We start from the raw sequence: 13,147 nt of genomic DNA, 5'->3' as shown, positions 1-13,147 counted from the left end.
GCTGGGGCGGCGGTTGGCCGGGCGGTGACGGAGAGGTGGCGCGTTGGGGGTTCGCAAGCAGAAGGCGGCCGAGACGGAACGGGCGCTGAAGGACGCCGCCCGCAGGCTGTTCGTCGAACGGGGCTATCTCGACACCAAGATCACCGATATCACCCGTGCGGCGGGCCGGGCCACCGGGTCCTTCTACGACCACTTCACGAGCAAGGAGGATCTGCTCTCCGCGCTGCTGCGCGACATGGACCGGGACACCGACGTCGAAATGGAGTCCAAGGGGCATCCGCGCGAGCACGACCTGACCGATCCCGCGCAACTGCGCGCGCACATCGAGGTCTCCTGGAAAATGCTCCACGAGCACCTTCCGGTGGTGGCCGCGCAGTTCCAGGCGATGATCGCCGCACCGCCCGCGTCAGGCCGGGCCTGGCGCACCCTGGCGGGCGAGACGGCCGTCATCCGTGACCACCTGGACTATCTGCGGGAGCAGGGGCACGAGCTTCCCGGCGACCCCACGCTGATCGCCGCCGCCATGGGCGCGATGCTCTCGACCCTCGGATACGCCCTGCTCACCGCCGGAGAGGACGCCCCCGACCTCACCGGCGACCAGATCGTCGACGCCCTCACCGCCCTCATGCTGAACGGCCTGGCAGGCCCTCATCCGTCACCGGACGTCAAAGAGACCTCATGACGCGGGCACGGTGGTCGGCCGGCGCACCCCACGCCGAATAGAGGGCCCGGGCCTTGCGAATCCACAGCGACGGCGCGTACTCGTCGGTGTAGCCGATCGCGCCGTGCACCTGCAGGGCGATTTTCGCGGTGGCATAGGACGCCTCGGCCGCCGCGGCCTTGGCCGCCGAGACGTCACGGGGAAAGTCCTCCGTCCCGTAGGACAGCGCGGCGCCGTGGACGAGCGGGCGGGCGAACTCCAGACCGACGAGCGCGTCCGCCAGATGGTGCTTGACCGCCTGGAACTCACCGATGGCGCGGCCGAACTGCCGCCGCGTCCTGGCGTACTCCACCGACACGTCCAGCAGGGCGCGTCCGACGCCCAACTGCTGGGACGCGCACAGCAGAGTGGCGAGGTCGACGGCTCGGGCGGTGGCGTCCGTCCCGGAGCCGAGGGGCGCGTCCGGGACGACCTCGAACAACCGCCGCGCCGGGTCGATGCCCGGACGCCTCGCCGCGGGACGGGCGGTCCGCGGCGGCGCGTCGTCGGCGACGGTCACCACGAGATCGGCGACGTCGGCGTCCAGCGCGTACGGCCGGGCCAGGGAGATCATCGCCTCTCCGGCCGCGACGCGCGGCAGCCACCGCGCGGCCGGTTCGCCGTCGCCGAGGCCGTCGATCAGCACCGCCGCGGCGAGCGTCTCGACGAACGGCCCGGGAACCGCGTGACGTCCCAGCTCGTACGCCGCCGTAACGAGCTCCACCGGCAGCACCCCGGCGCCGTCGTACGCCTCGGGCACCGCCAGCGCGAAGACCCCCGTCTCGGCCACCGACCGCCACAGCGCACGCCCGGGCGCGGCGTCGCCGGCCCCCCACGCGCGGATCGCGGACGGGGTGTCGGCCTCGGCGAGCAGCTTGTGCAGGGTCTCGCCGAACAGCCGCTGCTCGGCGTCCAGGACGAACTTCACCGCGTCCCCCTCGGCAGGCCGAGCACCCGCTCGGCGACGACGTCGCGCTGGATCTCGTTGGTGCCCGCGTAGATCGGCCCGGCCAGGGAGAACACGTAGCCCTCCAGCCAGTCCCCGGCGAGCTCGCCGTCGGCGCCCAGCAGGTCGAGCGCGGTCTCGTGCAGCGCCACGTCGAACTCCGACCAGAAGATCTTGTTGATGCTGGACTCGGCGCCGATGTCGTCGGTCCGCGAGACCGTCTCGAAGCCCTTCAACCGGTACGCGCGGGCCTTGATCCACGCGTCCGCGACCCGGTCGCGCATCGCCGTGTCGGACGGATCGGCCCGCTCACGCCACAGCGCGACGAGCCGCTCGGCCGCGGCGGTGAAACGCCCGGGGGAGCGCAGGGTGAGGCCGCGTTCGTTGCCCGCGGTGCTCATCGCCACCCGCCAGCCGTCGCCGGGCGCGCCGATCACGTCCTCGTCGGGGACGAACACGTCGTCCAGGAACAGCTCGGCGAACGCGGGCTTGCCGTCCAGCCGCCCGATGGGACGCACGGTCACACCGTCGGCGTCCAGCGGGAACATCAGGTACGTCAGCCCGCGATGGCGTCCGGCGTCGGGATCTGAACGGAACAGGCCGAACCCCCGGTCGGCGAACGCCGCCCGCGAACTCCACGTCTTCTGCCCGTTCAGCCGCCACCCGCCGTCGACCCGCCGCGCCGTGGCGCGCAGGGACGCCAGGTCGCTTCCCGCGCCCGGCTCCGACCACGCCTGCGCCCAGATCACCTCGCCGCGCGCCATGGGCGGCAGGACGGTCGCGAGCTGCTCGGGCGTGCCGTGCTCGAAGAGTGTGGGGGCGAGCAGGTTGATGCCGTTCTGGCTGACGCGTCCCGGGGCGCCGGCCGCGTAGTACTCCTCCTCGAAGATCAGCCATCGCAGCGTGGACGCGCCCCGCCCGCCGTACTCCTCGGGCCACGACACCACCGACAGGCGGGCGGCGCCCAGCTCCCGCTCCCACTCCCGGTGCGCCGCGAAGCCCTCCCGCGTCTCCAGCGACGGCAGCGGCTGCGGGGGAACGTGCGCGCGCAGCCACGCCCGTACCTCATCCCGGAACGCCTCGTCGGCCGCACCGAACTCAAGATCCATCCTGGCTCGCCCCTGTCGGGTTACCTAACAATCGCTTGGTAGATTAACTCATCGAACGCGACCCGCACAGCAGCCGCACACCGCGCCCACGACGACGACCGCTCAAACCCGACGTCTCCTCCCCCACAAGTGGTGTCTCCAGCGACCTTCAACCTGATCAACAGTTCGCTGTGGGCAACGCGGTCGCGGTCGGGCTGCTGTGCGAGTCGCTGGGCTTCGCATCTCGATCGTGGCGGTGCCGCCGCTCCAGGACGCATTGGCGCGTCACCCGGCTTTCGCGAGGAACCTGAAGGTTCTACGGGGCGGGCGTCCGGGCCGCCGTCGCGGTCGGTGTGGCGTTGATTCGGCGGTACGCAGCGTCAATTGGGCGATGTCTTCCCGGCGTGGCATTCGCGGATGCGGCGGCGCGGCCGGATCGGACAGCAGCACACGCCCCAGGCGACGGCGCCACACGGACGGGGGCGCCGCACGGACGGGGGCGCCACACGGACGGGGGCGCCGCACGGACGGGGGCGCCACGCGGGCCGGGTGGCGGTACGCGGGCCGAGGTGGCGGCATACGGGTCGGCGTGGTGGCATACGGACCGAGGTGGTGGCAAATGGGCCGGGACGGCGCCACACGGACCGAGGTGGTGACATACGGACCGAGGCGGCGACATGCGAACCGAGGTAGCGACATACGGACTGGGTGGCGCTCTAAGGACCGGGGCGGTGGCGCGCGGATCGGGGTGGCGACTCGCACGGAGCGAAGAGCCGGACGGGTCAAGATGTCATGGTCGGTGGAACGGCCCCTTGGTGGTGCGCCTGTGGTTGTGCGTGTGGTCTTGGACGGGCGGAACACGTCGGCGTCGGGGCAGCGTGCATCGGCCATTGGGGGCGCGTGGCAGATGCAGGTGGTGGTGCCTGGCGTGTGCAGACGAGGCGTGTGGACGCAGCTTGGCGGCTAGTGCGTGGTGGGGCGCGCTACGCGCGGGTGGTGTTCGGCTGCGGATCGGCCTCGTGGCGGTATCGGGTGTGGCGGCGGAAGGGGGGCTGGTCACGCATGCCCCGTCGCGGATCGATCCGTCGGCATCGGAGTGAGTCATGCAGACGGCGACGTGTGGCGCTGCACAACGTCGATGATCCGTGAGGATGCTTGTCTTCGTGGCCAGCCCCCCAGTGCATTAGGGCTTACGCGGGTTCGTTGCCTGGCTTCCACTTGATGCCGCAGCCCAGGCTGGGGGTGTGCGGCTCCGGTACGGCCTCACCTGCCAGGACGCGGTCGATTGCCGCACGCAGGGACGCTCCGTTCACGGGGGCGTCGTTCTTGGGACGGGCGGCGTCGAACTCGCCCCGGTAGGCCAGCCGCCGGTCGGCGTCGTAGAGGAAGAAGTCGGGCGTGCAGGCGGCCCGGTACGCCTTGGCAACGTCCTGCGACTCGTCGACGAGGTACGGGAAGGTGAACCCGGCGCGCTTGGCCTGCTCGCGCAGGTGGTCGACGCCGTCATCGGGATACCTGTCGACGTCGTTGCTGCAAATCGCCACAGTGGCCAACCCCTTGTCGCGGTACTCGGCCGTCACCGCGCCGATGCCGTCCTCGATCCGGCGCACGTAGGGGCAATGGTTCGACAGGAACACCACCAGCAGCGCGGGGCCGCCCGCGAAATCAGCGAGGGTGACCGTGCCCCCTTCGATCGACGGCAGCGCGAAGTCGGGCGCGGGCGTGCCCAGGGGAACCATGAAGGATTCGATCGCCATGTCCCCATTTTGACCCGCCGCCCGTACCCATCACGCCCGGCACCCGTGATGGCACTCAAGATCCGATATGCCTTGATCAACGTTTTGATGCCGTTCTGGACCTGTCCAAAGTGGGGGCGCACCGGGCATCACCGACACCAAAAGAGGACCGGAACCCTTGCCCCGCCGCCCCGGCGCCCCGGAAACGGCTGGCCAAGCCACCGGCTGATGTCTGATTTATTCCTTCGTTGAACGAGCCGTAGCGCTCCAGCGTTTTCGCGCTCGGTTGACGCTCTGTCCCCGTGTGCGCTATCTGTGACGCGGGGGGAGCACGGCATTCGCGCGACGGGGACCACGCGACGGGGACGAACGGCGGGCTCAATGGGCACTCCCTTTCCACCAGGATTCAGCGGCATCGACCCTGACCTGATGACGGACATGATCAAAGAGTTCCGGCGCGGCCGCGCCGACATCACGGGCGCGCTGGCGTCCTACCGTTCCCGGCTGCCCGCGCTGGGCGTGGACGTCTCCCCGCTCTCGAGCGTCGACCGCGTGTGTGCGTGGATCGACGAGCAGCTGCCCATGCTCACCCGCCGAAAGGATCTCGCCGTCGCGCTGGACGACAGTTCCGAACGGGGCTTCGCCTCGATCGACGAGTCGCTCATCCTCTCCCCGGCCGACGCCCGCCGCCAGGGCGCCGCCCTCGCCGCCCGCTTCAAGGGAATCCGACCGGGCGACGGTGCCTACCACGACGCTCTCAACGAACTCGGCATGCACCGCTTCGACGCCGAATACGCCGCCGCCTTCTTCGCCGCCCTCGGCCCGGAACTGACTCGCCGCCTTCCCTCACTCATCAAGGAACACGGCCGGAAAGGTCACGCGTCCCGACAGATTCAGGAGACCAGCCAGGCGTTCGGCAGCGCCGTCTCCGGTGGCATGGACGTCCCGGGATTCAACACGGTCGCCAAGGCGATGTTCGATCCCAAGATTTCGAAGGAGGACCGTAGAGGCGTGGCTTCCCTGGCCGCCCACGGCACTTTCCCGCCCGAATGGCTGGCCTCCCTCGCCCGGCTCCACGCGCTCGACCCCGCTTACCGCCACTTGTCGTCGGGACTCCCGGCCCGGAGCGACCTCACCGGCACCGACTGGGAGACCATCCGGGAAATGCTGCGGGCACTGAGCAACAACCCCGCCGCCGCCCGCCTCGCCTTTCAGGGCACGGCCGAGGCCCACCCGCGCCAGTCCGACAAGCCGCCACAGGAGCGGCCGTACCTGCTGCCCTCCAAGCCCGAGCCGGATCTCGGACATGTCATCTCCACGTTCACCCGGCTTTCGGTTTTTCGACCGCCAGGCCGTCGAGCAGTTCGGCCGGGCGCTCGCGGCGGGATCCGGCGTGTACGACGAGAAGGACGGCGCCCACTCTCAGGAGGCCGGACGCTTCGCGTTCACCGTGATGACCACGCTCCAGGACAAGGTGCCCAACGGCCTGCAGATCCGCATGTCACAGATCGCCGGCTCGTACGCCATCGAGATCGCCGAGGGTGCCAACATGGCCGACCGAAACCAGGACACCGCCTTCGGAAAGGTGAAGACGTATACGCCCGGGCTGAAACCGATGTTCAGCCTCAGCCCTCAGGACACGTACGCCTTCATCAAGACCTTCGCTGATTCCCCAGAGCACATGAGGCCCTTCGAGCAGGGCATGGGCGCCCTCACCCGCAGGCTGGGCGCCGAGGGCCTGCGCATCGAGACCGCAAAGGCCAAGGGGCGGATCCGCCATGACGCGCCCGGGTTCGAACGCGTTATGCAGGCCCTCGGTTACGTGGCGGGTCTCCAGTCGCAGGCTCAGCGGACGGTCCAAGGCGATCTCGACGAGCAGGATGCCAAGAGGCGCGAACACCTGCGCATGATGATGGATACCAGCGTCGACGTCGGTTCGTTCTTCATCCCCTCGGCCTCCGTGGCCGATGAGATCGTCTGGGAAGCCCTCACCAAACTCGCCGGTCGGGGAGCGGACGCGTCCATGGCGGCCGCAGACAAGAAGACCCGGTTGAAACGCCTGGAGAACAAGGAACTCCAGATGTCCCTCGGTCTCCAATACGCCATGGTCCAACGCCTGATCGAGGGCGGCTACCCGATGAAGGTCACCCAGTGGCAGGCCGACCACCCGAACCCCGGCTACCTGTTCTACAACAACGAGAACGGCCGCCTACTCCCATGGAAGGAGATCAAGAGCGACCTCCGGCTCCTGGACAACTACACCGCCTGGCTCCGGGCCAACGGCCTTGGCGGCGACAGTGAGACTGCCTTCGGTCAGGTGGCCGAGAATGCGACCGGAGATTTCGGTGGAATGATGAAGAAGGCCACTGATCACGCGGCTAGTTGGGAGAAGGATCGCGACGAAGCGGAGAAGAAACAAGGAGCTGCGTCTGACTAACCGCTTGGGAGACAGTCGGTCGAGCCGTAGATTTCCACAACACGCTCTCCGTGTGCTCTTATAGTGATGTTCGTATGAGTCGCGCTGTTGCGGGTTTTGGTGATCGCGCCATCTCTGTCTGGATCTACAACGTCATATTCGCCTACATTGGCGATCAGATTTGCGAACATGTGATTCGCTAGATCCGTGGAGTTGAAACTCAGATCATCTTTTTTGGGATCGTTCTTGTCGCCGCTTACGGCGTAGGTGCGCTTGGCCTTATCTTTGCCGCAGGGAACGTTGCGACCACCGGGATCGATCACCTTCACGTGACGGACGTTGCCCACACCAGTACCGACAAGCTTGTTGATGTGGGCTTTGAGGGTTTGCTCGGCCTCGATGACGGTGGGACCCTCGGGTTCCTTGTCGCCGCAGGAGGATGTGATGAGTGCGGCTGCCAGTGCAAGGCCGGTGACATGGTGCCAACGTCTGAGCATGCCGCTCCTCCGTATCCTTTGCTATGCGCCACAGCACCTTCCGCCCTTAGAATGCCGTTGTTTGCTGGTCTCCGCCACCGTGCAGGAGGAAGATCATGGCTCCGGGTATGGTCCCGAATCCGAAGTATCGGGAGCTGGAGGAACTTCTGCGCAAGTTGCGGCGTGACGCCGACGTGGTGGAACGCGCACTCGACAAGCCGATCAAGCGGATGGCGAGCCGTCATGTGTGGGTCAGCGGCAAGGGCGGAGCGGCTGCTGCCTTCGAACGCGAACTGATCGACCAGCGCAGACGACTGCGTTCCTCCATGCGCAACTTGATCGCGTCGGTCGAGGACGCCCTCCGCCGCACCCCCAAGGAAGTGACCCCCATGGAAGCGACCTTTGGCGGGAAATAAGGCCGTCCGCAAATCAGGCATGGCTGGACCTGAAACGTCACGTCTATGGGGCGGTCGTGAACAGGATACGGAGACACCGAAGCCTCGCCTGGCCTCTGATCGTTTAAGGCGTGCCTGACGTGAGCTCACGCGGAGATAAGGAGACTGAGAGGTCCCGACGTCTGGCAGCGGGAGCCGACGCTGGTAGGCCAATGCGCCGGCCATCAGCCGTGACGGGGAGGGGGGTCGCTCATGCGGATGATCAACGGCCGCGGCCTTGCAGGAAAGCGGGGGCGTGGTCAGCGAGCGAACTGATGCGCCTGCTCCGGTGCGGATGGAGTCCTGGCGTCGGGCGGCCAGGGAGCCTTGCGATCAGAGTTGGGAGAGCGTCGCGTGCGGGGTGGTGGCGGCGAGTGTGGCGCGGAGGTCTTGGACTGCGGGGCGGTCGCGTTGGTCGAGTGGCACCATGCGGAGGACCATCCTCCCGACTTCGCTGATCATCGCGCTGCGATGTATCGATGGCAGGCTGCTGAGTAGAGCGGTGGCCTGCTGGGCGCCTTGGTCGATGCCGCCGTTCGCGACGGTGCAGAGGGCTTCGTGTAGGCGCACGTTGGCGTTGTACTGGTAGTCACCGTTGTATGCGAGCACGTTGGAGCGTGCTTCGTCTGCCTTCGCCTCGTTACCCGCTCCAGCGTAGACCCAGCTTTCGGCGAAATGTGTCTGGTCGGGGCACCAGAGTGTCGGGAGGATGGTGGCAGGTCCATCGGCTCCGTCGTAGCTGACGAATGTGGTCAGTTCTCGTTTGGCCTCGTCGTGTCGGCCGAGCAGGGTGAGCGCCTTGGCCCGTGTGCCTGCGAGGTCGGCGTGCCAGAAGGAGGACGGGCCGGGTGTGAGTTCTCGCGCCTTGTCCACGAGCGTGAGCACCGTCGCGATGTCGCGCTGTCCGTAGAGGCCGCAGCCCGCTTCTTCGGAGCGGACCATGAGTCGTACGTGGAGGTCTCCGGACGCGTCGGCGGCGGTCTTGGCCGTGCGCCACGAGTGGACTGCGGCCGAATGGGCACCCATCCGCGTCACCGCGTTGGCCATGATGAGGGACAACGCTGCGGCAGACCGGTTCAGGTCGGGTTGGTCCTTGGTGTCGGCCTTCTTCAATTGACGTTGGAGTGCCAGGAGATCGATGAGGAGCCCGTCCCGGACCTGGGCCGGCGGTCTGGTCCGAAGTGCGCGCAGGTGATCAACACAGGCCAGTTCCCAGTCCTCGGTGGAGCGGTCTTCGCTCGCAAGGGTGAGGTCGAGGAGTTGACGGATCGGTTCGCCGGATGAGGCCAGGGCACCGGTTCCCAGGCTCAGAACGAGCACTTCCAGCAGGCGGCGACGTTCCATGTCGACCCAATCGTCCGATCACGGTCAATGCAGTGAGGTCGCATGCGGGGCGGTGGCGGCGAGTGCGGCGCGGAGATCTTGGACTGCGAGGCGGTGTTGCTGGTCGAGTGGCACCATGCGCAGGAGGATCTTCCCGGTCTCGGTGATCATGGCGCTGTGATGGGTCGTTGGGAGGGCGTCGAGTATGGCCGTGGCTTGCCGGGCGCCTTGGTCGATGCCGCCGTTCACGACGGTGCAGACGGCCTCATGCAGTCGCGTGTTGGTGGCGTGCTGGTAATTGGGTTTGTGGGCCAGCAGGCGACCACGTGCTTCATCGGCCTTCGTCTCGTCTCCCGCGCCCGCATAGACCCAACTTTCGGCGAAGTGTCTCTGGCCGAAGCTCCAGCGGGTTGGAATGATGCGTGCGCGCCAGTCTTCGCCGTCGTAGTCCACGAAGGTAGCCAGTTCCCGCTTGGCTTCATCATGTCGGCCGAGCAGCGTGAGCGCCTTGGCCCGTGTGCCGGCGAGATCGGCGTACCAGAAGGAAGATTTATCACGCCTAAGCTCCCGCGCCTTATCGACGAGGGCAAGGACCGTTGAGACGTCGCGCTGTCCGTAGAGTCCGCAGCCTGCCTCTTCAGAGCGGACCATGAGGCGGACGTGGAGGTCCCCGGACGCGTCCGACGCGGCCTTGGCCGTACGCCACCAGTGGATCGCCGCTGAGTGATCGCCTAGACGAGTCAGCGTGTTGGCCAGGATGAACGACTGCGCAGCCGCTACGCGGCTCAGGCCGGGGATGTTCTTGGCGTCGGCGTTCTTCAACTGACGTTGGATCGCTAGAAGATCGATGAGGAGTCCATCACGGACCTGGACCGGTGGCTGCCTTTGCAGTGCGTGCATGTGATCGACACAGGCCAGTTCCCAGTCCTCGGTGGAGCGGTCTTCGCTCGCAAGGGTGAGGTCGAGGAGTTGACGGATCGGTTCGCCGGATGAGGCCAGGGCACCGGTTCCCAGGCTCAGCACGAGCAGTTCCAGTAGGCGGCGACGCTCCATGTCGTACCAATCGTCGGAGGTGGCGCTGTCCTCCACGGTACCCGCGAGGTCCACGGCCCGCTGTGTGGGATCGGGTACCCCGAACAGCTTCTCGACGGTGGTGTCGAACGCGGTGGCATAGGCCCTCGCCCAGTCGCGTGGGAAGTGCTTGCCCTTTTCCCAGTCGTAGATCTGCCGCGCGAGGTTGACGACGTTTCCGTAGGAGAGGCCGGCCCCTCGCATCAGTTGCCGAGCCATCTCGTGCTTGGTCCAACCGCGCCTTTCGCGTTCGGCCCAGATCCGTACGGCCCACTTCGGGAGCTGCTGATCGCTCATCGTTCCGCTCCTCTTGATCAGCGCGTTGATCGGCGCGGTACGCCTGGAGATGCGGCTCCCCGGGCGGTCTCGGTCATTCTCACCTGTCCTTGCGTCGCGTGACACGGATTCACTGAGAGTCACGTGAAAAGCGGGTTGCGGGCTCGTCCAGGTCAGCGACTTATGCCCCATTTGGAAGGAAAAGGCGTCCGTGCGGTGAGGCGACACCGTCACGCATTGATCGGTGACAGCGGAGGTTCAAACCCCATGGCAGATCGTGCCTCTGAGCGCGACATGCCCCCCAGACTGGGCGGGCTCGGTCCGACGACCGAACGAACGGTGCGGGGCGCGGATGCTCCCGGCGCAGGCCTCATTGTGGCTGGAGGGTGTGCGGTGTGGGCGTTGCCGCAGGACGCGACGATCGCGGCGGTGGCGCGGGGACGGGTGCGAGAGACGCTGCGGGCGCTACTGATCCCCGAGGAGATGGTGGGGGACGCGGCCACGATGGTGTCGGAACTCGCGACGAACGTTCTCGTGCACGCGCTGCGAGACCGTTGTCGGCCGTCGGGGCAGCCCGAGTTGTGGATGTACCGGCGGGGCGAGGCCTCGCAGATCGTGACCAAGGTCTTCGATGGCGCCCCATGGAAGGGGGCCGTCCCTCACCAGCCCCTCCGTCCCGCGCCCGGCGCCGAGGGAGGCCGTGGGCTGGAACTGGTGGACGGCCTCACGGGCGAACACGGCGGTGAGTGGGGAGTCCACCGAACGAGATCTCGGCTCGGTCGCTCGCCCACCTGCGGCAAGGTGGTCTATTTCGCGCTGCCCGCTCCGAAGGACAGCCCGGCGGCGCTCCCCCCGATCCGGCAGGGCTGCCGAGAAGCGGCGCGTCACCTGGAGGCCGCCCTGAGAGCACGCGGCCTGGGGCCGTTGCACCGCTCAGAGGGCTGGGACATGTCGGTGCTCTCAGTACGGGCCGGGATCACCGTGTGGGCGCGGGACGGCGGACTGGCGGTGACCACGCCGTGTGCCGGGATGCTGCGGTTCCCGCTGGGGGACGTGACCGAGGCGGCGGAGGCGATCGTGCGGCACTGCGAGGACCTGGATGCGAAATGACGATCTGCCCGACCTGCTGACCACGGCGGAGGTCGCCACGATGTTCCGCGTCGCCAGGTCGACGGTCTCCGGCTGGGCAGCGCGGGGCCTGCTGCCGTCAGCCCGAACCCCCAGCGGCCGCCTGCGCTTCCATCGCGCCGATGTCGAGGTCGTTCTGCGGCGCGACCTCGATCGTCGATGAGTTTTCCACAGATCGTGATTTCGCTGACGCGGACCGTGACGACTTGCCAGGCTTGAACCCCGAAGCCCCCGGTCAGGAGAAGGAGACGAACACGATGCTGCTTCGGAGCGCCGTGATCAAGGCCCGGTTGATGGCTCTGGAAGAGTATGTCGGGCTGCCCAGGCAGCGCGGCGGTGTGACCATCACGGCCAGGCTCGACGCCCAACACGCCCTGCTCGTCGCCCTCAGCACCACACAGAGCGACATGAACCGGCGCCTGACCACGGTGGAGGACCGCCTGACCAGGGTCGAGGAGCGCCTGAGCAGCGTCGATGGCCGCCTCACCCGGGTCGAAGGGCGGCTGACCGGTGTGGAGATGCGGCTGACGGAGATCGAGAACTCGATGGGCAAGGTCCTGTGGGGCATGACCGAGATCAAGAACCTGCTCAAGGAGCAGAACAGTCCACCGGATGAATCGGCTGGGCCGCATCGCTGACATGCGTCTGCGCCTCAACCGGCCTCCACGCCCCACGGCTGCGGCTTTCGCCCAGAACAGGGCACCGCTGAGCAGCAGGGCGGTGGAGGGGCCCCAGCGGTCGGTGGCGCGTCCGCCGAGTTGGCCTCCGGCGATGCCGGCCAGTCCGCAGACGGCGAACACCCAGCCGAGGGTGGTGGGGCCGGTGCCGGACATGTCGCGGAGGAACGGCGCCAGGTAGGTCAGGAACAGCATAGGTGGAGCAGGCTGCGCGTCCCATGTTGCTGGTGCTCCGGGACCGCAGGCTTCTGTGTGGCCTGCTGACATCCCGGTCTCTCTGCGCGCGCGTCGGTGTCGCCGTTGGTCATCACCGGTTGTGCGGACCAAAGGTGATCTGTGTCTTGCCGCGTTGGTGACGAGCATCGAGGTGATCAGGTGAGGGGTGCGGGCCCGCGGCACGGGAGCCCGCAAGTCCAGCCACTGTGCCGGGACGCTGCCAGCGGTCCAGCGCGGCGGGGTACGCGCTGAGCTACCTCACCTCGGCGATGGCGGTGGTGATGGCCAGGGTGGTCGTGCTGACCCGCGCTCCCGTACGGCAGGCCATGGTGCTGTCGGGCTACGGCCTGCCCCTGGGCGTGCTGTTCGTCGTCCTGGAGGTCACCGGGGTGGCGCTGTCACAGATCGGTGTCGGCACCGTGGTCATCCCCCTGCTGGTGCTGCTGGCCGAGGGGGCGCAACCGAGCGGCAGCTCGTCGATCGCAAGGCGTTCCGTGCGGCGGAGCAGCAGGAGAAGGGGTGGAGCCTTGGTTGATCGACCTGCTCAGTGGGATGCGGCTGACGATTCCGTGACGCTCGTCAGCCGCCGCGCCCGCTGCTCGGTACGCCCAGCCGCGTGGCCGGCTCGGCGCCCGGCCATCCGCGGGGCGTCTGCAACAG

General features: G+C 67.8%; 14 protein-coding genes. 6 read left to right on the top strand and 8 right to left on the bottom strand.

Annotated elements, in window-relative coordinates; all coding sequences use genetic code 11:
* The first annotated feature begins 43 nt into the window (after positions 1 to 43).
* Entirely contained in the window at positions 44 to 682 is a 639-nt protein-coding gene (locus ABD811_RS15565) for a TetR/AcrR family transcriptional regulator (protein WP_344947280.1), read from the top strand.
* Here ABD811_RS15565 and ABD811_RS15560 read toward each other — a convergent pair.
* From ABD811_RS15560 to ABD811_RS15540, 5 genes are all read right to left on the bottom strand, one after another.
* Positions 666 to 1,628, bottom strand: a complete 963-nt coding sequence (locus ABD811_RS15560; RefSeq protein ID WP_344947277.1) for an acyl-CoA dehydrogenase family protein — start codon at positions 1,626 to 1,628, stop codon at positions 666 to 668. The genes ABD811_RS15565 and ABD811_RS15560 overlap by 17 nt on opposite strands.
* Positions 1,625 to 2,755, bottom strand: a complete 1,131-nt coding sequence (locus tag ABD811_RS15555) for an acyl-CoA dehydrogenase family protein (RefSeq protein WP_344947274.1) — start codon at positions 2,753 to 2,755, stop codon at positions 1,625 to 1,627. Before ABD811_RS15555 ends, ABD811_RS15560 begins: the two co-directional genes overlap by 4 nt.
* Positions 2,756 to 3,924: 1,169 nt before the next feature.
* On the bottom strand, positions 3,925 to 4,491 hold the full coding sequence (locus tag ABD811_RS15550) for a thioredoxin family protein (protein ID WP_344947272.1): 567 nt from the start codon (positions 4,489 to 4,491) through the stop codon (positions 3,925 to 3,927).
* Positions 4,492 to 4,848: 357 nt separating this feature from the next.
* Positions 4,849 to 5,247 carry a hypothetical protein gene (locus ABD811_RS15545; RefSeq protein ID WP_344947269.1) on the bottom strand — a complete coding sequence of 133 codons (399 nt, stop codon included), beginning with the start codon at positions 5,245 to 5,247 and terminating at the stop codon, positions 4,849 to 4,851.
* A 69-nt stretch (positions 5,248 to 5,316) separates the two neighbouring features.
* Positions 5,317 to 5,778 carry a thioredoxin domain-containing protein gene (locus tag ABD811_RS15540; protein WP_344947266.1) on the bottom strand — a complete coding sequence of 154 codons (462 nt, stop codon included), beginning with the start codon at positions 5,776 to 5,778 and terminating at the stop codon, positions 5,317 to 5,319.
* On the opposite strand from ABD811_RS15540, the gene ABD811_RS15535 reads away from it, so the two are divergent.
* Positions 5,777 to 6,907, top strand: coding sequence for a hypothetical protein (locus tag ABD811_RS15535; RefSeq protein WP_344947263.1), 1,131 nt, complete (start codon positions 5,777 to 5,779; stop codon positions 6,905 to 6,907). The two genes, ABD811_RS15540 and ABD811_RS15535, sit on opposite strands and share 2 nt — an antisense overlap.
* Here ABD811_RS15535 and ABD811_RS15530 read toward each other — a convergent pair.
* The gene (locus ABD811_RS15530) at positions 6,904 to 7,383 is read right to left on the bottom strand and encodes a hypothetical protein (RefSeq protein WP_344947261.1); all 480 of its coding nucleotides are present in this window, start codon (positions 7,381 to 7,383) and stop codon (positions 6,904 to 6,906) included. The genes ABD811_RS15535 and ABD811_RS15530 overlap by 4 nt on opposite strands.
* A 95-nt stretch (positions 7,384 to 7,478) precedes the next feature.
* On the opposite strand from ABD811_RS15530, the gene ABD811_RS15525 reads away from it, so the two are divergent.
* The gene (locus ABD811_RS15525) at positions 7,479 to 7,778 is read left to right on the top strand and encodes a hypothetical protein (RefSeq protein WP_344947258.1); all 300 of its coding nucleotides are present in this window, start codon (positions 7,479 to 7,481) and stop codon (positions 7,776 to 7,778) included.
* Positions 7,779 to 8,129: 351 nt separating this feature from the next.
* Here the strand turns inward: ABD811_RS15525 and ABD811_RS15520 are convergent, their stop codons facing one another.
* Together ABD811_RS15520 and ABD811_RS15515 are read right to left on the bottom strand one after the other, a co-directional pair.
* On the bottom strand, positions 8,130 to 9,140 hold the full coding sequence (locus tag ABD811_RS15520) for a hypothetical protein (RefSeq protein ID WP_344947256.1): 1,011 nt from the start codon (positions 9,138 to 9,140) through the stop codon (positions 8,130 to 8,132).
* A gap of 24 nt (positions 9,141 to 9,164) precedes the next feature.
* A complete protein-coding gene (locus tag ABD811_RS15515; RefSeq protein WP_344947254.1) occupies positions 9,165 to 10,487 on the bottom strand; it encodes a helix-turn-helix transcriptional regulator in 1,323 nt (440 codons plus the stop codon).
* 372 nt (positions 10,488 to 10,859) lie between these two features.
* On the opposite strand from ABD811_RS15515, the gene ABD811_RS15510 reads away from it, so the two are divergent.
* Genes ABD811_RS15510 through ABD811_RS15500 form a run of 3 tightly spaced genes read left to right on the top strand, consistent with a single transcriptional unit; the run spans position 10,860 to position 12,232 of the window.
* A complete protein-coding gene (locus tag ABD811_RS15510) occupies positions 10,860 to 11,576 on the top strand; it encodes an ATP-binding protein (protein WP_344947251.1) in 717 nt (238 codons plus the stop codon).
* Positions 11,566 to 11,757, top strand: coding sequence for a helix-turn-helix domain-containing protein (locus tag ABD811_RS15505; protein WP_344947249.1), 192 nt, complete (start codon positions 11,566 to 11,568; stop codon positions 11,755 to 11,757). Before ABD811_RS15510 ends, ABD811_RS15505 begins: the two co-directional genes overlap by 11 nt.
* Positions 11,717 to 12,232, top strand: a complete 516-nt coding sequence (locus ABD811_RS15500; RefSeq protein ID WP_344947246.1) for a hypothetical protein — start codon at positions 11,717 to 11,719, stop codon at positions 12,230 to 12,232. Before ABD811_RS15505 ends, ABD811_RS15500 begins: the two co-directional genes overlap by 41 nt.
* Positions 12,233 to 13,147: the final 915 nt, after the last annotated feature.

The organism is Actinomadura miaoliensis (assembly GCF_039536785.1).
Lineage (GTDB): Bacteria > Actinomycetota > Actinomycetes > Streptosporangiales > Streptosporangiaceae > Spirillospora > Spirillospora miaoliensis.
This window is presented reverse-complemented; position numbering and strand designations above follow the sequence as displayed.

Excerpts from the sequence above, each read along its gene's own strand:
- ABD811_RS15530 (WP_344947261.1), bottom strand. The coding sequence starts at position 7,383 with ATGCTCAGACGTTGGCACCATGTCACCGGCCTTGCACTGGCAGCCGCA.
- ABD811_RS15550 (WP_344947272.1), bottom strand. The coding sequence starts at position 4,491 with ATGGCGATCGAATCCTTCATGGTTCCCCTGGGCACGCCCGCGCCCGAC.
- ABD811_RS15535 (WP_344947263.1), top strand. The coding sequence starts at position 5,777 with ATGTCATCTCCACGTTCACCCGGCTTTCGGTTTTTCGACCGCCAGGCC.
- ABD811_RS15540 (WP_344947266.1), bottom strand. The coding sequence starts at position 5,778 with ATGTCCGAGATCCGGCTCGGGCTTGGAGGGCAGCAGGTACGGCCGCTC.
- ABD811_RS15515 (WP_344947254.1), bottom strand. The coding sequence starts at position 10,487 with ATGAGCGATCAGCAGCTCCCGAAGTGGGCCGTACGGATCTGGGCCGAA.
- ABD811_RS15500 (WP_344947246.1), top strand. The coding sequence starts at position 11,717 with ATGTCGAGGTCGTTCTGCGGCGCGACCTCGATCGTCGATGAGTTTTCC.
- ABD811_RS15555 (WP_344947274.1), bottom strand. The coding sequence starts at position 2,755 with ATGGATCTTGAGTTCGGTGCGGCCGACGAGGCGTTCCGGGATGAGGTA.
- ABD811_RS15525 (WP_344947258.1), top strand. The coding sequence starts at position 7,479 with ATGGCTCCGGGTATGGTCCCGAATCCGAAGTATCGGGAGCTGGAGGAA.
- ABD811_RS15505 (WP_344947249.1), top strand. The coding sequence starts at position 11,566 with ATGCGAAATGACGATCTGCCCGACCTGCTGACCACGGCGGAGGTCGCC.
- ABD811_RS15520 (WP_344947256.1), bottom strand. The coding sequence starts at position 9,140 with ATGGAACGTCGCCGCCTGCTGGAAGTGCTCGTTCTGAGCCTGGGAACC.